The following is a 22,728-nucleotide window of genomic DNA, read 5'->3' on the forward strand; positions in this document are numbered from 1 at the left end:
TGGCTTGCAGCGGCTCTTCTAGTAATCGTCGCCGCGTTCGGTGACGTCCTTCTCCGACTCTATCTGTTGCGGATCGTGGCCTGCCGGGAACTTGCCCTTGAGGTTCCAGGCGAACGCGATGATCTCGGCGATGGTCCGGTACAGCTCCGGCGGAATGCTGTCGCCCAACTCCAGCCGGGCCAGCAATCTCACCAGTTCGGCGTTCTCATAGATCGGTACTTCATAGTCCCGGGCAATCTTCAGGATGGCTTCGGCCAGTTCGTCATCGCCCTTGGCGGTGAGCATCGGGGCCTGTTGGCCGTCATATTTCAGGGCGATGGCCTGGCGGGGTGGGGCAGAGTGCTTCATGCGGTTTCGTCGACCCAGCGTTGTTCCAATCGGGTTTGTGGACCTTGTGGAGGGATGCCGAGGTGGCAATCCAGGTCGCCGACATTCAGGCCCGAGGCCAACAAGCGCTCGCGCAGGTTGCCCAGGTGGCTTTCGATCAGGCTTGCGGTGTAGGGGCGCTCGGCCCACAGCTGGCTGCAGAGGCGGCCCTGGATCAATTGTGCCTGGACTTGCAAGGGGCCCAGCGGCTCCAGGTCGAAGGCCAGGTCCACTCGCCATAGCGCCTGCCTGGGCTCGCGTTCCTCACGTTTGTTCTGGGGCTGTTGTTCCGGCTCGGGCGGCTCCTCGCGTTGCAGCTTGACCTGCAACGGCACGATGTCCTGCAGGTTGCGCATGGGGATTTCCAGCTGCCAGGTCGTCAGCAGTCGACCGTCGTCGGTGCGCCCGCTTTGTTCCAGGCTGGCCAGTTGATGGCTCTGCAGGCGTGATATCGCTGCAGCAGCCAGGCGCAGCAGTTGTTCCAGGCTGTCTGAACCTTCCAGGCTCTGCAGCAAGCGTTCGGGGAGCGGGAAGCCACCGGGCGTGGGCTTGCTGGCGAGTTGGCCGAGGGTTCCCAGTGCACCGCGCACGAAGTTCGGTAGCGACTGGGCCAGTGTGCTGGCGGCCAGGATGGCATTGAGGCTGGTGGAGGAGGGCAGGGCTGGCGTCAGCTGTGCGACCAGGCGTAGCAGGTCGGCCTTGAGGTCCGATGCCTGGCCTGGATTGCCGGTGGCCAGTTGGGCTTCCAGAAACGCACCGCTGCCCAGCAGCGCTTGAGCCACCCCACGGCTGGTACTCAGTTGTTGCGCATCGGGCAGGTTGCCCAGCAGGCGCTCGATTGCTGAGCGCAGTTGCGTGTCTGCCTGGTCGCTGTCGGCCGGCAGATTTTGCAAGGCATTGAGCAGAGCCCCCAAGGAGCCCTGGCGGCCTTGTTGGGTCGCCAGTTGGGCGGCAATGGCCAGTTGATCCTGGCGGTTGCTCAAGGGGACGAAATTCAGGGTCTGAGCGTCGCTGACCAGGGCGCTCAACAAACTGCCGATACGCAGTGGCTGCGGGCTTTCCAGGCTCAGGGTGCTGCCGCTCTGGGCGGTGTTGAGCAGGCTCACCAGGGAGCGGTACACCGCGGGTTGGTTGCTCCCCTGGGGCAGCGCCTGGGAAGTCAGTACCTTGCCCTGCAGCAGGGTGCCGGGTGGCAGTTGCGTGGTGTCCAGTCGGGTCAAGGCGGCAACGCTGGAGGCGATGGCCTGCTGCACCGTGATGGCCAGGTTGCCCGCCGACGGTTGGGTCACCGCCAGGCTGGTGCCCTGGGGCAGGGGTTGGCTGCTGGTGGCCTGCAAGGTGGTTTGCCGGCCATTGTCCAAGGTCAGCTTGAGCAGCAGCTCGAAGGTCTGGTCGGTCTGCTTGAGCGACAGCACTTCAGCCTTGGCGCTCTGGCCGGCGGCGATCAGCCCTTCCAGCGGCAGCGTCAGCTTGAGCAGTTCACCACTGGGCACCTGGGGACGCGAGGCGCCGGGAGCGGGCGTCGGTGGCAGCGGGAGGATGTTCATTTCGCCTGTCATTCGGACACAACCTGTGGAAATTAACCCCCTATAAGGTAGGGACTCACATGTATAATGCCGCCCGTCTTTGAAGGAGTGGTAAAAACAATACAATTGTTTGACGCAGCTCTCTAGAACAGGCCGCCAATGCATTTATCCTGCATCCCTTTAACGGCCGCTCCACTGCCGACTTGAACCCGTAAAGGCCCGTTATCCCTTGACCAGCCCTCTTCTCGAAGCCGTTGCACTCGCTTGTGAGCGCGATTGGCGGATGCTGTTTGAACACCTCGAGTTGCGCCTGACGGCTGGAGACATGGTGCAGATCAGCGGCCCCAATGGCAGTGGCAAGACCAGCCTGCTGCGCCTGCTTGCCGGACTGATGCAACCCACCAGTGGCCAGGTACTGCTCAATGGCCAGCCACTGCATGCCCAGCGTGCCGAACTGGCGCGCAATCTGTTGTGGATCGGGCATGCCGCTGGCATCAAGGATCTGCTCACTGCCGAGGAAAACCTGCGTTGGCTCTGCGCTCTGCATCAACCGGTTCGGCGCGAAGCGATCTGGCAGGCCCTGGCTGCCGTTGGCCTGAAAGGTTTCGAAGACGTGCCCTGCCATACCTTGTCCGCCGGCCAGCAGCGTCGCGTGGCCCTGGCGCGCTTGTACCTGGACAGCCCACCGCTGTGGATTCTCGATGAGCCCTTCACCGCCCTCGACAAGCAAGGGGTGGCCCAGCTCGAGGAGCACCTGGCTGCCCACTGCGAACGAGGCGGCATCGTGCTGCTGACGACCCACCACAGCCTGACCCGGACGCCATCGGGTTATCGCGATATCGATCTTGGACGGTGGGCCGCATGAGTGTCTTTGCCTTGTTGGTCGCCCGGGAAGCACGGCTGCTGTGCCGTCGCCCGGCGGAGTTGGCCAACCCCCTGGTATTTTTCGCAATCGTTGTCGCATTGTTTCCGCTGGCGGTGGGACCTGAGACACAATTGTTGCAAACCTTGTCTCCTGGGCTGGTCTGGGTAGCGGCCCTATTGTCCGTCCTGCTCTCGCTGGACGGGCTGTTTCGCAGTGATTTCGAAGATGGTTCCCTGGAGCAGTGGGTCCTTTCGTCGCACCCCCTGGCACTTCTGGTCCTGGCCAAGGTACTGGCACACTGGGTTTTTTCTGGTCTGGCACTAGTATTGCTGTCGCCTTTGCTGGCCGTGATGCTGGGGCTGCCGGTAGCTTGCCTGCCGGTGCTATTGCTCTCGTTGCTGCTGGGCACGCCGGTACTCAGCCTGCTTGGAGCGGTAGGCGCGGCATTGACGGTGGGACTCAAGCGCGGCGGCCTGTTGCTGGCGCTGCTGATCCTGCCTTTGTATATCCCGGTGTTGATTCTGGGCAGTGGTGCCTTGCAGGCAGCATTGCAAGGGCTGCCGGCGACGGGTTTCCTGCTATGGCTTGGTAGCCTGACTGCCCTGGCAGTAACCCTGACACCCTTTGCAATAGCTGCTGGCCTGAAGATCAGCGTCGGCGAATAATGAGGTCTGGTTGTTTTTTAACCAGTAAAGACCCTGGCTGTTCGTGAAAGCGAAGAGCAACCGTGATGGAAACAACGAATGAACTGGACCTGGTTTCATAAGCTCGGCTCGCCGAAATGGTTTTACGGCATCAGCGGCAAGCTGCTGCCCTGGCTGAGCGTTGCCGCCGTGTTGCTGATCGGTATCGGCGTGGTCTGGGGCCTGGCCTTTGCACCACCGGATTACCAGCAGGGCAACAGCTTCCGCATCATCTACATCCATGTGCCGATGGCGATGCTGGCCCAGTCCTGCTATGTCATGTTGGCCGTATGTGGCGTGGTCGGGCTGGTGTGGAAAATGAAACTGGCCGACGTCGCCTTGCAATGCGCGGCGCCCATTGGCCATTCCATCACGTTCCTGGCGCTGGTGACCGGGGCCATCTGGGGCAAGCCGACCTGGGGCTCCTGGTGGGTCTGGGATGCCCGGCTGACCTCGATGCTCATCCTGCTGTTCCTGTACGCCGGCCTCATGGCCCTGAACGCCGCCATCAGCAACCGCGACAGCGCCGCCAAGGCCTGTGCGGTACTGGCGATTGTCGGAGTGGTCAACATCCCGATCATCAAGTACTCGGTGGAGTGGTGGAACACCCTGCACCAGGGCGCCACCTTCACCCTGACCGAAAGACCTGCCATGCCAGTGGAAATGTGGCTGCCGCTGTTGCTGACGGTACTGGGTTTCTATTGCTTCTTCGCCGTGGTGCTGTTGCTGCGCATGCGTCTTGAGGTACTCAAGCGCGAAGCCCGGACCAGCTGGGTCAAGGCCGAAGTCCAACGCAGCCTGGAGGCCGCACAATGAGCTTTGCATCCTTCAGCGACTTTCTCGCCATGGGCCATCACGGCCTGTACGTCTGGTCGGCCTATGGCATCTGCCTGGTGGTCCTGGTGCGTGAGCTGGTGGCGCCGATCCTGGACCGCAGGAGCTATCTGCAACAAGAGGCGCGTCGTCTGCGCCGGGAGAACGGTAAGTGAATCCGCTGCGTAAAAAGCGTCTTTTGATCATCCTGGCGATCCTGGTAGGTGTGGGCATCGCCGTCGGCCTGGCCCTCAGTGCGCTGAAGGAAAACATCAACCTGTTCTACACCCCGACCCAGATCGCCAATGGCGAAGCCCCCCATGACACCCGCATCCGTGCCGGCGGCATGGTCGAGGCCGGTTCCCTGCAGCGCTCCGCCGACTCGCTGGACGTCAAGTTCGTGGTCACCGACTTCAACAAGTCCGTGACCATCACCTACCGCGGCATTCTTCCGGACCTGTTCCGCGAAGGGCAGGGCATCGTCGCCCTGGGCAAGATCAATGCCGATGGCGTGGTGGTGGCCGATGAAGTACTGGCCAAGCACGACGAGAAGTACATGCCGCCGGAAGTCACCAAGGCCCTGAAAGACAGCGGCCAGTCTGCTCCGACCCCGGCCAAGGAGGGTTAAGCCATGAGTTCCGCATTGTTCGTTCCCGAGCTCGGCCACCTGGCGATGATCCTGGCGCTGTGCCTGGCCCTGGTCCAGGCGGTGGTGCCGTTGCTGGGCGCCTGGCGTGGCGACCGCCTGTGGATGAGCCTGGCACAGCCGGCGGCCTGGGGGCAGTTCGCCTTCCTGGTGTTCGCCTTCGGCTGCCTGACCTACGCCTTCATGAATGACGATTTCTCGGTGGCCTACGTCGCCCACAACTCCAACAGCGCCTTGCCCTGGTACTACAAGTTCAGCGCCGTGTGGGGCGCCCACGAAGGATCGTTGTTGCTCTGGGCGCTGATCCTGGGCGGCTGGACCTTCGCCGTATCGGTGTTCTCGCGGCAGTTGCCACAAGTGATGCTGGCCCGGGTACTGGCGGTGATGGGCATGATCAGCACCGGTTTCCTATCGTTCCTGATCGTGACCTCCAACCCCTTCGCGCGGATCCTGCCCCAGGTTCCGGCCGATGGGCGCGACCTCAATCCGCTGTTGCAGGACATCGGCCTGATCGTCCACCCACCGATGCTCTACATGGGCTATGTCGGTTTCTCGGTGGCCTTCGCCTTCGCCATCGCCGCGCTGCTCGGCGGCCGCCTGGATGCCGCCTGGGCCCGCTGGTCGCGGCCCTGGACCATCGTCGCCTGGGCGTTCCTGGGCATCGGCATCACCCTGGGCTCCTGGTGGGCCTACTACGAGTTGGGCTGGGGTGGCTGGTGGTTCTGGGACCCGGTAGAAAACGCTTCCTTCATGCCCTGGCTGGTGGGCACCGCACTGATCCACTCCCTGGCCGTCACCGAGAAGCGCGGGGTGTTCAAGAGCTGGACCGTGCTGCTGGCGATCGCGGCGTTTTCCCTGAGCCTGCTGGGTACCTTCCTGGTCCGTTCCGGGGTCCTGACCTCGGTCCATGCCTTTGCCGCCGATCCTGAGCGCGGCGTGTTCATCCTGTTCTTCCTGTTGTTCGTGGTGGGCGGTTCCCTGACCCTGTTCGCCCTGCGCGCACCGGTGGTCAAGAGCCAGGTGGGCTTCAGCCTGTGGTCCCGGGAAACCCTGCTGCTGGGCAATAACCTGGTGCTGGTGGTGGCGGCGTCGATGATTCTGCTGGGCACCCTGTATCCACTGGTGCTGGATGCCCTGAGCGGCGCCAAGCTGTCGGTGGGCCCGCCGTACTTCAACGCCCTGTTCATTCCGTTGATGGCCTTGCTGATGGTGGTGATGGCGGTTGGCGTGCTGGTGCGCTGGAAAGACACCCCGGTGAAGTGGCTGCTGGGCATGCTCGGTCCGGTGCTGCTGGGCAGCGTGGCCCTGGCCGTGGTGGCCGGCATCGCCTATGGCGACTTCAACTGGGCGGTGCTGGCGACCTTCATGCTGGCAGCCTGGGTGTTGCTGGCCAGCGTGCGGGACATTTTCGACAAGACCCGCCACAAGGGCCTGATCAAGGGCCTGCCGAGCCTGACCCGCAGCTACTGGGGCATGCACCTGGCGCACGTGGGTATCGCGGTCTGCGCCCTGGGCGTGGTGCTGTCGAGCCAGAACAGCGCCGAGCGCGACCTGCGCCTGGAGCCGGGCGAGTCCATGGAACTGGCCGGCTACCACTTCATCTTCGAGGGCGCCAAGCACTTCGAAGGACCTAACTTCACGTCCGACAAGGGCACTGTCCGTGTCGTGCGCAACGGCAAGGAAGTGGCGGTGCTGCACCCGGAAAAACGCCTGTACACCGTGCAGAGCTCGATGATGACCGAGGCCGGGATCGATGCCGGTTTCACCCGTGACCTCTATGTCGCCCTGGGCGAATCCCTGGGTGATGGCGCCTGGGCCGTGCGGGTACACGTCAAGCCATTCGTGCGCTGGATCTGGCTGGGCGGTCTGCTGACCGGCCTGGGCGGGATGCTGGCGGCACTGGACCGGCGCTATCGAATCAAGGTGAAAAGCCGAGTGCGCGAGGCACTGGGCATGACGGGAGCCACCGCATGAAGCGCTGGATGATGATGTTGCCCCTGGCGGCGTTCCTGGTGGTGGCGGTGTTTCTCTACCGCGGCCTGTACCTGGACCCGGCCGAGCTGCCATCGGCGATGATCGGCAAGCCGTTCCCCGAGTTCTCCCTGCCTTCGGTGCAGGGCGACAAGACCCTGACCCGTGCCGACCTGCTGGGCAAGCCGGCGCTGGTCAATGTCTGGGCCACCTGGTGCATTTCCTGCCGGGTCGAGCATCCGGTGCTGAACAAGCTGGCCGAGCGCGGCGTGGTGATCTACGGGATCAACTACAAGGACGTCAACGCCGATGCCCTGAAGTGGCTGGCTGAGTTCCACAATCCCTACCTGCTGGACGTGCGTGACGAAGATGGCTCCCTGGGCCTGAACCTTGGTGTGTATGGCGCTCCGGAAACCTTCTTCATCGATGCCAAGGGCATCATCCGCGACAAGTATGTCGGGGTGATCGACGAGGTGATATGGCGCGAACAGCTGGCTGCCAAGTACCAGGCCCTGGTGGACGAGGCCAAGCCATGAAGCGCTGGTTATTCGCCGCCCTGTTGGGCTTGAGCATTGCGGGGGTGGCCCATGCCGCCATCGACACCTACCAGTTCGCCAATGACAGCGAGCGCGAACGCTTCCATGAGTTGACCAAGGAACTGCGCTGCCCCAAGTGCCAGAACCAGGATATCGCCGACTCCAACGCGCCCATCGCCGCGGACTTGCGCAAAGAGATTTTCCGCATGCTCGGCGAGGGCAAGGACAATCAGCAAATCGTCGATTTCATGGTCGACCGCTACGGCGACTTCGTACGCTACAACCCGGCCCTGACCGGCAAGACCGCCTTGCTCTGGTTCGGCCCCGCCGCCCTGTTGCTGGGCGGCCTGGTGATCATCGCCGTGATTGTCCGGCGCCGCCGCGCCCAGCGCGGCGACAGCCCGAACACGCTTTCCGCCGAGGAGCGGCAGCGCCTTGACCAACTGCTGGATAAAAAACACCCATGATTGATTTCTGGCTTGCGGCAGGCCTGTTGCTCCTGATCGCCTTGAGTTTCCTGTTGATCCCGGTATTGCGCGAACGTCGCGCCCAGCGTGAAGAGGATCGGACCGCCCTGAACGTGGCGTTGTATGAAGAGCGCCTGGCCGAGCTGCAGGGCCAGCAGCAAGAAGGCGTGCTCACTACCGAGCAACTGGACAGCGGTCGCGCCGAGGCCGCCCGCGAGTTGCTGGCGGACACCGAAGGCAGTGGCCAGGCCAGCGGTTCGCGCCTGGGCAAGCCGCTACCCTTGCTGGCTGCGTTGCTGGTGCCGGTACTGGGCGTGGCCTTGTACCTGCACTTCGGCGCCAGCGACAAAGTCGAGCTGACTCGCGAGTTCGCCCAGGCGCCGCAGACCATGGAGGAAATGACCCAGCGCCTGGAGCGTGCGGTGGCGGCCCAGCCGGACTCCGCCGAAGGGCTGTACTTCCTCGGGCGTACCTACATGGCCCAGGACCGGCCGGCGGACGCGGCGAAGATCTTCGAGCGCACCGTGGCCCTGGCCGGGCGTCAGCCCGAGCTGCTGGGGCAGTGGGCCCAGGCCCAGTATTTCGCCGACGACAAGAAGTGGTCGGACAAGGTCCAGGCCCTCACCGACGAAGCGCTCAAGGCCGACCCCAATGAAGTCACCAGCCTGGGCCTGCTGGGCATCGCTGCGTTCGAGGCCGAGCGGTTCCAGGACGCCATCGACTACTGGAAGCGCCTGCAGGCGCAATTGCCGCCGGACGACAAGTCCCGTGCTGCCCTGCAAGGCGGGATCGACCGGGCCAGCGAGAAACTGGTGGCTGCCGGGGGCAAGGTTGCCACCGAGCCGACGGCCAAGGCCAAGGGTGCACTGATCAAGGTCCGGGTCGACCTGGCCGCCGAGCTCAAGGCCAAGGTCCAGCCAGGCGACAGCGTATTCATCTTCGCCCGTGCCACCCAGGGGCCGCCTGCGCCACTGGCCGCCAAGCGCCTGACGGTCGCCGACCTGCCGACTACCGTCGAGCTGGGCGATGCCGATGCGATGATGCCGCAGTTGAAACTGTCGAACTTTCCTGAAGTCCAACTGGTTGCGCGCGTATCCCGTGCCGGCCAGCCAATGACCGGCGAATGGGTCGGGCGTAGCCAGCCCCTGGCCAGCAGCACCCGTGCCGCCCAGCAGCTGACCATCGACACTCCGGATCAATAAGCAGAGAAGCCGTCATGACCGCCATCGCTCGCATCACCCTGTTGTCACTGGTCCTGGGGTTGAGCGCTTGTACGGTCCATCGGCCGCTTCCCACCAGTTCCGAGCCCATCCCGCCAGCGGGGCCGAGTACGCACCCGGCCCCCAGCCCGGCACCGTCGACCAGGCCGGTCACGCCGGGCACGCCCCATGCCCCCGCGCCTGCGACCAAGCCCTTGCCTCGCACTTCCACCCACTTCGCACCGCCGCCTGGTGGCAACAGTCACTGGGATGCGCGACTGGGGGTCTATGTGCTGGATAACCAGAGCAACACCTTCTACCGCCAGCGCACCTATTACCGCTGGAACAATGGTTGGAGCCGCGCCATCAGCCCCGACGGCCCGTGGGAGGACACCGATATCCATGGTGTGCCGGCAGGGCTCGGGCGCCAGTTCCAGTAAGCCGGGCCACAGGCTCGGGTCTCCCATTTAAGCCACCAGCTCGCTGGCCGATACAGCGGGGTGTTCCCGAGTAGTGGCTATCGAGTGTCCGATGAAGAAAGACCTGAACAAACCCTATTTTGCGCCGATGTTTTTCTGGCTGGTGGTGATCGGCGTTCTGCTGCTGGTATATGGCATGGGGCCGGCCGAAGTGCCGGAGCTGATCTATCTGTCGGTACAACCGTTGTCCTTGCTGGTGGTCTTCGCCTTTTTCTATTACCTGTGTTGCTGGACCTTGATCTCGGTGTTCCCACTGGGCGAGGTGGGCTGGAAGAAGGTGGATTATCTTTGGTTGGCCCTGGCGTCCATGGCGTTGGTCAGTGCGACCCAGGTGGTGCGGGTGGACTGGTTCCAGACCGACTTCCATCTGGCCCAGAGCGCCGAGTCCGGCTTGCAGCGACGGGTGATGGCGGACATCGACGACCTGCTGGCCCCCGAACAGTGCAAGTCGGCACCCCAGCGCCTTGAACCCCAGGACGCCGCCCAGGTAGCCAGCCTGTGCGAACGCTTCGCCACACTGCCGCGCATGGCCGATGGGCGCTTGTCGACACTCGGCGTGGCCCAGGTGGAACAGGCCCTGGAATCGCTGCAGGGCGAGTATTCCTCACCCCTGGTCAGCCAGTGGCTGGAACGTATCGGGACCGACTTCTCCGAGCAAAAGCGCCAGCGCGAGGAAGTCCGCCGCCTGCATCAGCTGACGCAGGCCAGCCAGGCTGAAAAAACCTACAGCTACTGTTCTCCCTTGCTATTGGTGATTGCCCTGGCCCTGCGAGCTGCCAAGGTCACCGGCGAGGTGCTGCTCAAGGCGCCGCGGCGGCGCAAGCTGTGGCTGATCGTCAATCGGCGCGTGGTCCTCGATGGCCAGGGGTTTGCCCGTGGAGCCCGTGCCCGCCTGGACGAAGCCTTGAGGAACTGGCGAGTCGCGCAGTGGGGGGTGGTGCACCTGGCGTGCGATTTCATCGCCCCGGCCAGTCCACAGGACACCCAGGTGCCGGTGGGGGCAGGGTTCTACGAAAATGAATTCCATCTGGCTAACCTCGCTGAATTCGATAGCAGCGAATTCGTCGAATGGACTGCCAGCCAGAGCATCGATCTTCTGTACCTGGTGGGGGAGACCGACGCCGGGCTGATCGAGCGCGTGCGCCGCTGGGGCCAGGAGAGCAACGTCGAGGTCCTGATTCGCGAGCGGATCTGAGTGCCTGTTCGTCCTTGCCTCCTGGGCTTACGGCTGCCAGCCAAATCCCGGGCTTTCACCGAACCATTGCACGGCCTGCTCTCGAAAGGCATCGACCAGTTGGGAGTCGCTCTGGGCCCGTGACTGGGCCAGGACGATGCGTTGCAGGGGCAGGGCTTCACTGATTGGGCGTACCGCCAGGGGCTGGCCGTCGTAGCTGTGATCGCCAAAAGGCCGGGTATACGCCACTGCCACGCCCAGGCCGTTGGCCACCAGGCCGCGTTGCAGCTCGAACGAGTGGGTCTTGCTCAGGTTTTGTGGTTGCAGCCCATGGAAACGAAACAGATCCAGGAAGTGCTGCCAGCTATAGGCCTGTCCAGTCAGTACCAGGGGATACTCGCAAAGTTGCTGCAGGCTAACCTTGTGCTGCGCGGCCAGAGGATGGTTGGCTGGCAGCAGCGCATGGGCCGCCAACTCGCACAGTACGGTGGTGTGGACGCCGTCCGGCAGGCCCAGGTCGTAGCTCAGAGCGACGTCCAGGCTGCCATTGCTCAATTGCTTGCCAATCTGGTCGAAGCCACATTCGCGAATCGCCACCCTGATGGCTGGATGACGCTGCTGCAAGCCCCGTAGTAGCTGCGGCAGGCAGTAGGGCGCCAGGTCCTCGAAGCAAGCCAGCATCAGCTCTCCGGACAGGGCGTCGTTGGTGGCCAGGCTCTCCAGTTCGTGTACCCCAGCCAGGATCTGCCGGGCCTTGTCCATCGCCACACGGCCGAAAGGGGTGAGCGTCATGCCCAGCCCACGCTGGCGAATGAACAGCAACTGGCCCAGGTGCCCTTCCAGCTCGCTGATCGCCGCAGATATTGCAGGCTGCGACACGTTCAGGTGTTCGGCGGCTTGGGTGATGTTGCTGTGGCGAGTGACCGCCAGGGCATATCGCAGGTGGCGCAGGCTGATCTTCATAAGAAATTCCGAGGAGCCAGATCGGAACATATTATTTTATTTTTGCCAGGGCCTGGGGCGATAGTCGGCGTGCCGTCGCGATGGGGTGGGTCCGCCCTGGCGTGCCGGCGACATCCTACAAGAGCCTGACAGCGTCTCAGCCGACGATCAGGCCGTACCACATCGCTGAGGAGTAACCCATGCCGAACCACGCGATCCTGCCTGAAGTACAAGCATCGATTCCCTCCATGATTGCCCTGCGCCAGCATCTGCACGCCCATCCCGAGTTGAGTTATGAGGAATTCGCCACCAGCGAACTGGTCGCCGAGAAGCTGCGTGAGTGGGGGTACGAAGTCCACCAGGGGCTGGCCGGCACCGGGGTGGTCGGCTCGCTGCGCAAGGGCCGCAGCGGCCGGGTCATCGGCTTGCGGGCGGACATGGACGCGCTGCCGATCCTGGAGAGCAGCGGCTTGCCTTATGCCAGTCGCCATGAAGGCAAGATGCACGCCTGTGGCCACGACGGGCATACGGCGATGTTGCTCGCCGCCGGCCAGTGCCTGGCTCGGGATATCGACTTCGATGGCACTGTGCGCCTGATTTTCCAGCCTGCCGAAGAGGGGCATGTAGGGGCACGCAAGATGATCGAGGACGGCCTGTTCCAGTTGTTTCCCTGCGATGCGGTGTTCGCCATGCACAATTGGCCGGGCCTGCCGGTGGGGCGCTTTGGCTTCCTGGCCGGGCCGTTCATGGCCTCGGCCGATACCGTGACCATTCGCATCCACGGTCGTGGTGGCCACGGGGCCATGCCCCACGACACCGTGGACCCGGTGGTGGCCGCTGCCTCGCTGGTGATGGCTTTGCAGACCGTGGTGGCGCGTAATGTGCCGCCCCTGGACATGGGTGTGGTGGGGGTCGGGGCGATTCACGGTGGCAGCAGTTCGTCGGTGGTGCCCACCAGTGTCGAGCTCGCCGTGACGGTCAGGGCCTTGAAAACATCCATCCGTGACCTGCTGCTCAAGCGCATCGATGAACTGGCCCAGGCACAAGCCCAGGCATACGGCGCGACGGCCGAGGTACTGGTCAGCCCCAATGCCTTTCCCGTGCTGTTCAACCATCCGCGGGAAACCGAACTGGCGCGCCGTGTGGTCCAGGACTGGCTGGGCAACGACGGCCTGGTGCCCGATATGCAGCCGATGACCTGCAGCGAGGATTTCTCCTTCATGCTGCAAGCCTGCCCTGGCAGCTACCTGATCATGGGCAATGGCGAGGGAGAAGAGGGCGGCTGCCTGCTGCACAACCCAGGTTACGACTTCAACGATGCCGGGCTGCCTTATGGCGCTACCTACTGGGTCAAGCTGGTGAGCGCCTTCCTCGATCCCGACGACTGATCCACACCTTCTGACAATGATACCGACCAGGCCCGTCCGGCTTGGTCGGTTGTGGATAGGTATGCCTTGGAGAATCCCATGACTGTTCTTCGCCAGTCCCATCTGCCGCTTGTCGCATCTGACCTACCTGTATCGCGCCGTCGAGTGATCGTTGGCACCACCATCGGCAATGCCCTGGAGTTCTTCGACTTCACGGTTTTCAGTTTCCTGATGCTGTTTATCGGTCCCTTGTTTTTCCCGGCAGCTTCCGCTTACGGCCAGCTGTTGTTGACCACTGCCACCTTCGGCGTGGGTTTCCTGATGCGTCCGGTAGGGGCGATGCTGATCGGCTCCTACTCCGATCGTTTCGGGCGGCGTTCGGCATTGACCCTGACGCTGTTCCTCATGGGCCTGGGCTGCGGCCTGATGGCCTTGACTCCGACCTATGCCCAGATCGGCATGGCCGCCCCCCTGGTCATGGCCCTGGCGCGGTTGATCCAGGGTTTCGCGGCCGGGGGCGAGGTGGGGGCAGCGACCACTTTACTGGTCGAGCATGCACCGGCATCGCAGCGGGGCTTCTATGCCAGCTGGCAGTTCGGCAGCCAGTCCCTGGGGATCTTTCTCGGCGCGATCATGGTGGCAGCCCTGGTGGCGGGGCTGGGCCAGGGGGCGATGGCTGAATGGGGGTGGCGCATCCCGTTCTTCATCGGGATGCTCACCGCCCCGGTGGGGTGGTACATCCGCCGGCATCTGGAGGACACGCTGGTGGCCGGCGTGCCCAGTGCGCAGAGTCGGCAGGCCATGGAGCGTGCTGCTCGCAGCAGCCCTTTGCGCGAGTTGTTTGGCAAGCACAAGGCAACGCTGTGCAAAAGCGTGCTGCTGATGCTGGGGGCCATGGTCTCGACCCAGATCATTGCCTTCTACATGCCGGCCTATGCTGCCCGGGTGCTGGGCTTGCCCACTACTTCCAGCCTGCTGGCCAGCGTGGTGGTGGGCGCGGTGTGTTTCCTGCTGTCGCCATGGGTGGGTTGGCTGGCCGATCGCTGGGGGCGCAAGCGGGTGATCTTCCATTCAAGACTCTTGACCCTGGTCGCGATCGTGCCGTGTTTCCAGTGGCTGATTGCGGCTCCAAGCCTGTCCAGCTTGCTCCTGATCATCGGTTTGCTGTCGGTGCTGCTGACCTTGCAGACGGTGCCGGGCATCACCATGTTGCCGGAGATGTTCCCCAAATCCGTGCGCACCACGGGCATGGCGGCAGCGTATGGGATCGGCGTCTCGGTGTTCGGCGGCTTTGCCCAGTTCTTCGTGACCTGGTTGCTGCAGGTGACCGAGCAGGCCCTGGCCCCGGCCTGGTACATGATGGCGACAGTGGCCCTGTCCACCCTGGTGCTGCTGTGGGTCCGTGATCGTACCGGCGAAGACATCGATGGCGGCTGAGTCCGGGCCGCCACCGCTATGCCCTGTCCCGCTCCAAGAGCAACGATGCATGTGCTTACATTTTTTCCGATAGCAGGCTAATGTTTTTCTTCGGCCCTGGTGCTGGCAGCCTGGCGCCGTGCAATCCGTTCAACAGAGGAAGGCGCTCCTATGAATCGGTCTTTGCTTGGCCTGTTTCGCAGTATCCAGTGCATTGCCCTGGCAGCCATGCTGGGCAGTGCACTGGCCCAGGATGCTCCCGGCATGCGGGTCGGTGTACGTGGGGAGATCGCCGGGATCAGTGGCGATGTACTGCGGGTGCATGTCACAACCGGCGAGAATGTCAGTGTCGAGCTGACGCCGCAGACCCAGGTGCGTGCCGTGACCCTGGCCAATATCGAGGACATCAAGCCCGGCAGCTACATCGGCTCGGCGGCGGTGCCCATGGCCGACGGCACTCTCAAGGCCCTGGAGGTGCATGTGTTTCCGCCGCAGATGGCCGGGACCGGCGACGGCCACCGGCCTTTCGACCTGGCCAAGGGCAGCAGCATGACCAACGGCAGCGTTGGTGATCTGGTGGTGAGCAATGGCCGGACCCTGACCGTCAACTACAAGGGTGGCCAGCAGAAGATCCTGGTGCCTGACGATGTGCCCATCGTCAATCTGCTGCCGGGGGATCGCAGCTTGCTCAAGTCCGGGGTCAAGGTGGTGATGTTCGTCACCCAGGGTGCCGACGGCAAACTGACTGCGCAATCGATTTCCGCTGGCAAGGACGGGGTGAAACCGCCGATGTAGGTTCGTCGTCCGGTGTTGCGTTGCCGGATGTTTCCATACCGGGGTTGTGCTGGCGGTTCGCCGGGCCCTGGTTTAGGGTTTGCGGTCGTTCAATAACGGCGGAGTCCCTTATGGAAAAGTCAACGTTCAATCCGGCCACGGTGTTCAACTCGTTGCAATACGGTTTCAGCCAGGCCGTGGAGGTGCGGGGCGGGCGGCGCTTGCTGCTGTCCGGGCAGGTGGGGGTGGACGAGTACGAGCGGACCGTGGGCCCGGGCCTGCGGGAGCAGACCGAGCAGGCGTTCGACAATATCCAGCGGGTGCTGGCCGAGGCCGGTGGGGCGTTGGCGGATGTGGTAATGCTGCGGATCTATATCGCCGAAGCGGCCCGGGACCAGCAGGAGCACATCAGCGCGGTCTTGCTCGAACGCTTTGCCAGCCAGCCACCGGCGTCTTCGTGGATCATTGTCAGCGGCCTGTCGCTACCCGAGTGGCTGATCGAAGTCGAGGCAGAGGCAGTGCTGGAGGAGCGTCAGCAGGTCGTCGAAACGGCGCTGTTCAATCCGGCGCGGGCCATCTGACCGCCAGTCAAGAAAATGCTAGGAGCGAGGCTTGCCCGCGATGGACTCGGAGCGCTGCGTTTATCCAGTGAACACGCGCTACCATCGCGAGCGAACTTCGCTCCTACCGGGATCACCTCGCTTAACTGATCGGCATTAACCGCACAGATCGCTTTTTCTATTCACCCGCGAGGGGTCACTTGGCGTTGGTGTAGATCTGGTCGAAGATCCCGCCGTCGTTGAAGTGGGTCTTCTGCACGCTGCGCCAGTCGCCGAAGGTCTTCTCCACCGAAAGGAAGTCGACTTTCGGGAAGCGGTCGGTGAACTTGGCCAGCACCTTCGGATCCCGCGGGCGCAGGTAGTTGTTGGCGGCGATCTCCTGGCCTTCCGGCGACCACAGGTACTTCAGGTATTCCTCGGCGGCGGCGCGGGTGCCTTTCTTCTCCACCACCTTGTCCACTACCGACACCGGAGGCTCGGCTTCGGCGGAGACGCTCGGGTAGATCACCTCGAACTGGTCGCGGCCGAATTCGCGGGCGATCATTTCCGCCTCGTTCTCGAAGGTCACCAGCACGTCGCCAATCTGGTTGGTCATGAAGGTCGTGGTGGCGGCGCGGCCACCGGTGTCCAGCACCGGCGCCTGCTTGAACAGCTTGCCGACGAAGTCCTTGGCCTTGTTCTCGTCGCCGCCGTTCTTGAGCACGTAGCCCCAGGCCGAGAGGTAGGTGTAGCGACCGTTACCCGAGGTCTTGGGGTTGGGCACGATCACCTGCACGCCGTCCTTGAGCAGGTCCGGCCAGTCCTTCAATGCCTTGGGGTTGCCCTTGCGCACGATGAACACCGTGGCCGAGGTGAAGGGGGCGCTGTTGTCCGGCAGGCGGGTGACCCAGTTGTCCGGGACCAGCTTGCCGTTGTCCGCCAGGGCGTTGATGTCGGTGGCCATGTTCATGGTGATGACGTCCGCCGGCAGGCCGTCGATCACCGAGCGCGCTTGCTTGCTGGAGCCGCCGAAGGACATCTGCAGGGTGATGTTTTCGTTGTGCTCGGCCTTCCAGTGCTTCTGGAAGGCGGCGTTGTAGTCCTTGTAGAAGTCGCGCATCACGTCGTAGGAAACGTTGAGCAGGGTCGGTGCGGCCTGGGCGGCGCCAGCCAGGGCCAGGCCGGCGGCCAGGAGCGAAGCGCTGAAGAGTTTTTTCACTGCACATTTCCTTTTATTCGAGAGTGAAGGCAATTTGCCGCCGACTATAGCCGGGGCGCTATATCTCTTTAAAGATTGAAAAGTACTTTGCTTATTCCATTTTCTTAAAAAGGGCATTACCGCAGCGTGAACAGAAGGCGGCGGCCGGTTCATGGTGGTTCTTGCGGCACACCGGGCAGTCGTGCTTGAGCTGTTCGCCACGCATGGCGCTGGCCAGTTCGGCGGTGAAGATCCCGGTGGGCACGGCGATGATCGAGTAACCGGTGATCATCACCATGGACGAGATCACCTGGCCGATCACCGTCTTGGGCACGATATCGCCGTAGCCCACGGTGGTCAGGGTGACGATGGCCCAGTAGATGCCCTTGGGAATGCTGGTGAAGCCGTGCTCCGGGCCTTCGACCACGTACATCAGGGTGCCGAACACCGTGACCAGGGTGCAGACGCTGAGCAGGAACACCAGGATCTTCTGCTTGCTGCCGCGCAGGGCGTCGAGCAGGTAGTGAGCCTGCTTGAGGTAGGGCGCCAGCTTGAGCACCCGGAAGATCCGCAGCATGCGGATGATGCGGATGATCAACAGGTACTGGGCGTCGCTGTAGTACAGGGCGAGGATCCCGGGGACGATCGCCAACAGGTCCACCAGCCCGTAGAAGCTGAAGGCATAGCGCAGCGGCTTGGGCGAACAGTACAGGCGCAGCCCGTACTCGATGGCGAAGATCAGGGTGAAGCCCCATTCGATGTACGCCAGGACGTTGGCGTAGTCGCGGTGCACCTGGTCGATGCTGTCGAGGATCACGATCACCAGGCTGGCGAGAATGATCAGCAGCAAGGTGGTATCGAAGCGTCTTCCAGCCACGGTGTCGGTCTGGAAGATCATCACGTAGAGGCGTTGCCGCCAGTTGTCGCTGTTACCCATGGAAATCGCCTGAATCGAAGATCAGCGAAGCCTAGGTGGATTCGTCGCGCTAGCGCAAGGCGCCTCGCTGCGTGGCGTGCGGCCCAACACCCGATTGCAGGCCAGCACCAGCCAGCAGGCAAGGACGAAGGGACCGGTCAGGGGCGGCAAGCCTATCGCGGCGATGCCGGGGGCGATCAACAGCGCCAGGACCATGCCCAGCAGCGGCCACCAGGGGCGCAGGCCAAGTTGGCCCAAGGCCAGGGCCACCAGCGCGCAGTTGTAGCCGGCCAGTCCCGAGAGCGCCTGGCCGGGCTCCTGCAGCATGACCGCCACGGCCAGGCCGAACCCCGAGCCGCCCAGGGCCCAGATCGCCGCCCGACGGTTGGCCAGCAGCAGGCCGGCGAAGACCAGCAGCCCCGCCAGCCAGTCGCCGAGGAACATCACCTGGCCCAGGCCCTGGAACAGGCCGCCCAGCAGCCCCGTGGGTGACAGCCCAGCGGTTTGCGGGTGGGCGGCCAGCGGTGTGAACAGGCCCGCCAGGAGCCAGCCGAGGCCGACGAAGGGTGCGGTGTAGGCCGGCAGCCGGGCGGGTTGCCGGGCGCGCTTGAGCCACTGCTGGGTGATGATCGCGCTCAGGCCGCCGGCGGCGATGATCAAAGGTGGCAGCAAGATCGACCAGGGCAGGTACAGGCTCAGCAGCAGCCCGAGCAGCACGCCGTTGTAGCTGAACAGCCCGGCTTGCCGATCGGCCTTGGCGTAGCCCCGTTGCTGGGCCGTCAATAGTCCGGCCAGGGCGCCGAGCAGGGCGCCACCGAGCAGCGCCGGAGCGCTGGCCAGGATCGCCAGCAGGCACAGCAGGCCGCACAGCGGGTCGCGCTGGAGAAAGATCTGGCTGAAGCCATTGAGCAGGGCAGTGGCCCAATCGGGGCAGAAAGCGTTGAACGACTGTGACGGCATGATGGACATCGGTCAGTGCGGCCGCTGTTGGCTGCGTCCGGCCCACCAGGCTCTCTCTGTGGAGAGCGCTGAATGGACCGGGGCCGCAGCGCCGGCAGTGGGGCAGGTCAGAGAAGGGTTTCGACACGCAGGGAATTAGTCGTCCCAGGTTGGCCAAACGGCACACCCGTGGTGATCACGACGGTATCCCCGCGCTTGGCCAGGCCTTGGGCCTGGGCGATTTCCAGGGCCGTGGCACACACTTCATCCACTTGGCGCAGGCGATCGTTGACCACCGAATGCACGCCCCAGGCCACGCTCAGGCGGCGGGCCGCCAGCAGGTTGGGGGTCAGGTTGAGAATGGGCACCGACGGTCGTTCCCTGGCGGCGCGCAAGGTGGAGCTGCCGGATTCGCTGTAGTTCACCAGCACCGCCACCGGCAGGATGCTGCAGATACGCCGGATCGCACAGCTGATGGCATCGGACACCGTGGCTTCGGCCTGGGGCCGGCTGACGTCCAACTGGGCCTGGTAGTCCGGCCCGGTTTCCACCTGGCGGATGATCTTGCTCATCATCTGCACGGCTTCCAGCGGGTACTCGCCTGAAGCGGTTTCCGCCGACAGCATCACCGCATCGGCGCCTTCGGCCACGGCATTGGCGACATCGGTCACTTCAGCCCGGGTGGGCGCCGGGCTGAAGCGCATGGACTCCAGCATCTGCGTGGCCACCACCACCGGCCTGCCCAGTTGGCGGCAGGTACCGATGATGTCCTTCTGGATCTGCGGCACGGCTTCGGCCGGTACCTCGACTCCCAGGTCGCCCCTGGCCACCATGATTGCGTCGCTCAGTTCGGCGATTTCCCGCAGTTGAGCCACTGCCGAGGGTTTTTCGATCTTGGCCATCAGGAAGGCCTTGCTGCCGATCAGCTCCCGGGCTTCGCGGATATCTTCCGGGCGCTGCACGAAGGACAGCGCCACCCAGTCCACCCCCAGTTCCAGGCCGAAGCTCAGGTCGCGGCGGTCCTTGGCGGTCAGCGGGCTCAGGTCCAGCACCGCCTGGGGCACGTTGACCCCTTTGCGGTCCGAGAGCTCGCCACCGTTGAGCACCGTGGTGTCGATGGCGTCGGCGTGCCTGGCCAGGACTCGCAAGCGCAGCTTGCCGTCGTCCAGCAGCAGGTCCATGCCCGGCTCCAGGGCGGCGATGATCTCCGGGTGCGGCAGGTTGACCCGCTGGGTGTTCCCGGGGGTCGGGTCCAGGTCCAGGCGCAGGGCTTGGCCGCGCACCAACTGGACCTTGCCGTCGGCGAAGGTGCCGACTCGCAGCTTCGGCCCTTGCAGGTCCATGAGGATGCCCAGTGGGTGGTTCAACTCGCTTTCGATCTGGCGGATCCAGGCATAGCGCTGGGCATGATCGGCATGGCTGCCGTGGCTGAAATTGAGCCGGAAGATGTTCACTCCGGCCTGTACCAGCTCACGGATGTCCTCGATGCCGTCGGTGGCCGGGCCCAGGGTGGCGAGGATCTTGACCTTCTTGTCAGGCGTCATGTTTGGTGGTCTCGAGAATCAGGATGGCGCGGAAGTCGTTGACATTGGTACGGGTCGGCTCGGTGACGATCAGGCTGTCCAGGGCCGCGAAATAGCCGTAGCCATTGTTGTTGTCCAGCTCGTCGCTGGCGTTCAGGCCCAGGGCCGTGGCGCGGGCGAAGCTGTCCGGGGTCATGATGGCCCCGGCGTTGTCCTCGGAGCCGTCGATGCCGTCGGTGTCGCCAGCCAGGGCGTAGATGCCGGGATGGCCCTTGAGGCTGTCGGTCAGGCTTAGCAGGAACTCGGCATTGCGCCCGCCACGGCCCGTACCGCGTACCGTGACCGTGGTCTCGCCGCCGGACAGGATCACGCAGGGCGCGGCCAGGGGTTGGCCATGCAGGGCCACCTGGCGGGCGATGCCGGCGTGGACCTTGGCCACCTCGCGGGACTCGCCCTCCAGGTCGCCGAGGATCAACGGGCTGAAACCGGCCTGGCGCGCCTTGACTGCCGCCGCCTCCAGGGATTGTTGAGGCCGGGCGATCAGCTGGAAATGGCTGCGGGCCAGGCACGGGTCGCCGGGTTTGACGGTTTCCGACTCGGGGCTCTGCAGCCAGGTGCGCACTGCCGGCGGTACCTCGATGGCGTAGCGCTGGAGGATCGCCAGGGCCTGGGCCGAAGTGCTGGGGTCGGCCACGGTGGGGCCGGAGGCGATGACCGTCGCCAAATCGCCGGGAACATCGGAAATCGCATAGGTGTAGACCGTGGCTGGCCAGCAGGCCTTGGCCAGGCGCCCGCCCTTGATCGCCGAGAGGTGCTTGCGCACGCAATTCATCTCGCCGATGGTGGCGCCGGACTTGAGCAGGGCCTTGTTGAGCGCTTGCTTGTCGGCCAGGGTGATGCCAGCGGCGGGCAGGGCCAGCAGCGCTGAGCCACCGCCGGACAGCAGGAAAATCACCCGGTCCTGTTCCGTCAGGTCGCTGACCATCTCCAGCACCCGCCGAGCCACGGCCAGGCCGGCGGCATCGGGCACCGGGTGGGCCGCTTCGACCACCTCGATCTTGTGGCAAGGGGCGCCGTGGCCATAGCGAGTGACCACCAGCCCACGGACTTCGCCCTGCCAGTTGCGTTCGACCACCTGGGCCATAGCCGCGGCGGCCTTGCCGGCGCCGATGACGATGACCCGGCCGCTGCGGTCGCTGGGTAGGTGGGCTTCGAGGACATGTTGCGGATGGGCGGCGTCGATGGCTGTGGCAAACAGCTCACGCAGCAATTGTTGCGGATCGACCGACATGGCGGGCTCCCGGATTCTTGTTATGGGGGCGTGAAACAGGTGTAGCCACCGCCAAGGGCGGTGTCAGGGTCGGCAGGGCCTGTCCGTGGCCCGCAGTGATGCGTTTCCTGCGGACCTTCGCACAGCCCGGGGCGGTGGCTACGAATGCTGCTTAGTGTTTGTCGCGGATCGAGAAGTTGGCCATGTGCTCCAGGCCCTTGATCAGGGCCGAGTGGTCCCAGTTGCCGCCACCGATGGCGTTGCAGGTGCTGAACACCTGCTGGGCGTTGGCGGTGTTGGGCAGGTTGATGCCCAGCTCGCGGGCGCCGCTGAGGGCCAGGTTGAGGTCCTTCTGGTGCAGGTTGATACGGAAGCCCGGGTCGAAGGTGCCCTTGATCATGCGTTCGCCATGCACTTCCAGGATGCGCGAGGAGGCGAAGCCGCCCATCAGTGCTTCGCGCACCTTGGCCGGGTCGGCGCCGTTCTTCGCGGCGAACAGCAGCGCTTCGGCCACGGCCTGGATGTTCAGGGCAACGATGATCTGGTTGGCCACCTTGGCGGTCTGGCCGTCGCCGTTGCCGCCGACCAGGGTGATGTTCTTGCCCATGCTCTGGAACAGCGGCAGGGCGCGTTCGAAGGCCTGGCTGTCGCCACCGACCATGATGCTCAGGGTCGCGGCCTTGGCCCCGACTTCACCGCCGGACACCGGGGCGTCCAGGTACTGCGCGCCTTTTTCGTTGATCTTGGCGGCGAAGGCCTTGGTCGCGGTGGGCGAGATCGAACTCATGTCGATGACGATCTTGCCCTTGCCGATCCCGGCAGCCACGCCGTCGGCGCGCAGCAGCACGTCTTCGACCTGGGGGGTGTCGGGCACCATGATGATCACGAACTCGGCTTCCTGGGCCACTTCCTTGGGGGAGGCCAGGGCCACGGCACCGGCGGCGATCAGGTCGGCCGGGGCCTTGCCGTGGTGTTCCGAGAGCAGCAGGTTGTGGCCGGCCTTCTGCAGGTTGGCGGCCATGGGGTGGCCCATGATGCCGGTGCCGATGAATCCGATTTTAGCCATGGGAAAATCCTCTTTTTATTGCTCTATAAGGTTGCGGGTGCCAAGGCATCCGT

24 protein-coding genes are annotated in these 22,728 nt (G+C 64.2%); 15 read left to right on the forward strand and 9 right to left on the reverse strand.

Translation table 11 applies throughout. The annotated features are described in order from the left end of the window. Positions 1-18 precede the first annotated feature (18 nt). Together C4K39_RS08560 and fliK are read right to left on the reverse strand one after the other, a co-directional pair. Complete coding sequence (locus C4K39_RS08560) at positions 19-348, reverse strand: EscU/YscU/HrcU family type III secretion system export apparatus switch protein (RefSeq protein ID WP_124346128.1); 330 nt, start codon at positions 346-348, stop codon at positions 19-21. Then, positions 345-1,925 (reverse strand): flagellar hook-length control protein FliK, encoded by a 1,581-nt coding sequence (fliK, locus tag C4K39_RS08565; RefSeq protein WP_068578472.1) that lies wholly within the window; start codon positions 1,923-1,925, stop codon positions 345-347. The genes C4K39_RS08560 and fliK overlap by 4 nt, the downstream gene beginning before the upstream one ends. A 196-nt stretch (positions 1,926-2,121) precedes the next feature. Here fliK and ccmA point away from each other — a divergent pair, with 196 nt between their 5' ends. From ccmA to C4K39_RS08620, 11 genes are all read left to right on the forward strand, one after another. Continuing rightward, positions 2,122-2,757, forward strand: coding sequence for a cytochrome c biogenesis heme-transporting ATPase CcmA (gene ccmA / locus C4K39_RS08570; protein WP_068578474.1), 636 nt, complete (start codon positions 2,122-2,124; stop codon positions 2,755-2,757). After that, entirely contained in the window at positions 2,754-3,422 is a 669-nt protein-coding gene (ccmB, locus tag C4K39_RS08575) for a heme exporter protein CcmB (protein WP_068578476.1), read from the forward strand. The genes ccmA and ccmB overlap by 4 nt, the downstream gene beginning before the upstream one ends. A 78-nt stretch (positions 3,423-3,500) precedes the next feature. Then, the gene (locus C4K39_RS08580) at positions 3,501-4,256 is read left to right on the forward strand and encodes a heme ABC transporter permease (protein ID WP_068578478.1); all 756 of its coding nucleotides are present in this window, start codon (positions 3,501-3,503) and stop codon (positions 4,254-4,256) included. Then, a complete protein-coding gene (ccmD, locus tag C4K39_RS08585) occupies positions 4,253-4,429 on the forward strand; it encodes a heme exporter protein CcmD (RefSeq protein WP_022643069.1) in 177 nt (58 codons plus the stop codon). The genes C4K39_RS08580 and ccmD overlap by 4 nt, the downstream gene beginning before the upstream one ends. Beyond that, positions 4,426-4,881, forward strand: coding sequence for a cytochrome c maturation protein CcmE (ccmE, locus tag C4K39_RS08590; protein WP_068578480.1), 456 nt, complete (start codon positions 4,426-4,428; stop codon positions 4,879-4,881). Before ccmD ends, ccmE begins: the two co-directional genes overlap by 4 nt. Positions 4,882-4,884: 3 nt before the next feature. Further along, complete coding sequence (locus C4K39_RS08595) at positions 4,885-6,873, forward strand: heme lyase CcmF/NrfE family subunit (RefSeq protein WP_068578483.1); 1,989 nt, start codon at positions 4,885-4,887, stop codon at positions 6,871-6,873. After that, positions 6,870-7,406, forward strand: coding sequence for a DsbE family thiol:disulfide interchange protein (locus tag C4K39_RS08600; RefSeq protein WP_124346129.1), 537 nt, complete (start codon positions 6,870-6,872; stop codon positions 7,404-7,406). The genes C4K39_RS08595 and C4K39_RS08600 overlap by 4 nt, the downstream gene beginning before the upstream one ends. Further along, a complete protein-coding gene (locus C4K39_RS08605) occupies positions 7,403-7,873 on the forward strand; it encodes a cytochrome c-type biogenesis protein (RefSeq protein ID WP_124346130.1) in 471 nt (156 codons plus the stop codon). The genes C4K39_RS08600 and C4K39_RS08605 overlap by 4 nt, the downstream gene beginning before the upstream one ends. Beyond that, complete coding sequence (gene ccmI, locus C4K39_RS08610; RefSeq protein WP_068578489.1) at positions 7,870-9,075, forward strand: c-type cytochrome biogenesis protein CcmI; 1,206 nt, start codon at positions 7,870-7,872, stop codon at positions 9,073-9,075. Before C4K39_RS08605 ends, ccmI begins: the two co-directional genes overlap by 4 nt. Positions 9,076-9,089: 14 nt before the next feature. Next, positions 9,090-9,512, forward strand: coding sequence for a hypothetical protein (locus C4K39_RS08615; RefSeq protein ID WP_068578491.1), 423 nt, complete (start codon positions 9,090-9,092; stop codon positions 9,510-9,512). Between the two features lie 91 nt (positions 9,513-9,603). After that, the gene (locus C4K39_RS08620) at positions 9,604-10,746 is read left to right on the forward strand and encodes a hypothetical protein (protein WP_124346131.1); all 1,143 of its coding nucleotides are present in this window, start codon (positions 9,604-9,606) and stop codon (positions 10,744-10,746) included. 27 nt (positions 10,747-10,773) lie between these two features. Here C4K39_RS08620 and C4K39_RS08625 read toward each other — a convergent pair whose 3' ends face one another. Further along, entirely contained in the window at positions 10,774-11,688 is a 915-nt protein-coding gene (locus C4K39_RS08625; protein WP_124346132.1) for a LysR family transcriptional regulator, read from the reverse strand. Positions 11,689-11,867: 179 nt separating this feature from the next. Here C4K39_RS08625 and C4K39_RS08630 point away from each other — a divergent pair, with 179 nt between their 5' ends. From C4K39_RS08630 to C4K39_RS08645, 4 genes are all read left to right on the forward strand, one after another. After that, the gene (locus C4K39_RS08630; protein WP_124346133.1) at positions 11,868-13,055 is read left to right on the forward strand and encodes a M20 aminoacylase family protein; all 1,188 of its coding nucleotides are present in this window, start codon (positions 11,868-11,870) and stop codon (positions 13,053-13,055) included. Positions 13,056-13,133: 78 nt separating this feature from the next. After that, complete coding sequence (locus C4K39_RS08635; protein ID WP_124346134.1) at positions 13,134-14,471, forward strand: MFS transporter; 1,338 nt, start codon at positions 13,134-13,136, stop codon at positions 14,469-14,471. A gap of 150 nt (positions 14,472-14,621) precedes the next feature. Beyond that, positions 14,622-15,245: a hypothetical protein gene (locus C4K39_RS08640; RefSeq protein ID WP_068578495.1), complete on the forward strand. Its 624-nt coding sequence runs from the start codon at positions 14,622-14,624 to the stop codon at positions 15,243-15,245. A 110-nt stretch (positions 15,246-15,355) separates the two neighbouring features. Then, entirely contained in the window at positions 15,356-15,805 is a 450-nt protein-coding gene (locus C4K39_RS08645; RefSeq protein WP_124346135.1) for a RidA family protein, read from the forward strand. Positions 15,806-15,980: 175 nt separating this feature from the next. Here the strand turns inward: C4K39_RS08645 and C4K39_RS08650 are convergent, their stop codons facing one another. The 6 genes from C4K39_RS08650 to C4K39_RS08675 all read right to left on the reverse strand — a co-directional run bounded on the left by C4K39_RS08650 (position 15,981) and on the right by C4K39_RS08675 (position 22,675). After that, positions 15,981-16,982, reverse strand: a complete 1,002-nt coding sequence (locus tag C4K39_RS08650; RefSeq protein ID WP_068578499.1) for a sulfate ABC transporter substrate-binding protein — start codon at positions 16,980-16,982, stop codon at positions 15,981-15,983. A gap of 91 nt (positions 16,983-17,073) precedes the next feature. After that, on the reverse strand, positions 17,074-17,898 hold the full coding sequence (locus C4K39_RS08655; RefSeq protein WP_068578501.1) for an ion transporter: 825 nt from the start codon (positions 17,896-17,898) through the stop codon (positions 17,074-17,076). Positions 17,899-17,919: 21 nt separating this feature from the next. Further along, complete coding sequence (locus tag C4K39_RS08660) at positions 17,920-18,837, reverse strand: urea transporter (protein WP_068578530.1); 918 nt, start codon at positions 18,835-18,837, stop codon at positions 17,920-17,922. A gap of 107 nt (positions 18,838-18,944) precedes the next feature. Continuing rightward, the gene (gene pyk, locus C4K39_RS08665) at positions 18,945-20,360 is read right to left on the reverse strand and encodes a pyruvate kinase (RefSeq protein ID WP_124346136.1); all 1,416 of its coding nucleotides are present in this window, start codon (positions 20,358-20,360) and stop codon (positions 18,945-18,947) included. Next, positions 20,350-21,630 carry a glycerate kinase type-2 family protein gene (locus C4K39_RS08670; RefSeq protein ID WP_068578505.1) on the reverse strand — a complete coding sequence of 427 codons (1,281 nt, stop codon included), beginning with the start codon at positions 21,628-21,630 and terminating at the stop codon, positions 20,350-20,352. Before C4K39_RS08670 ends, pyk begins: the two co-directional genes overlap by 11 nt. Before the next feature lie 151 nt (positions 21,631-21,781). Continuing rightward, positions 21,782-22,675 carry a 2-hydroxy-3-oxopropionate reductase gene (locus C4K39_RS08675; protein WP_068578507.1) on the reverse strand — a complete coding sequence of 298 codons (894 nt, stop codon included), beginning with the start codon at positions 22,673-22,675 and terminating at the stop codon, positions 21,782-21,784. Between the last annotated feature and the right edge of the window lie 53 nt (positions 22,676-22,728).

It is taken from the genome of Pseudomonas sessilinigenes (assembly GCF_003850565.1).
Taxonomy (GTDB): Bacteria; Pseudomonadota; Gammaproteobacteria; order Pseudomonadales; family Pseudomonadaceae; genus Aquipseudomonas; species Aquipseudomonas sessilinigenes.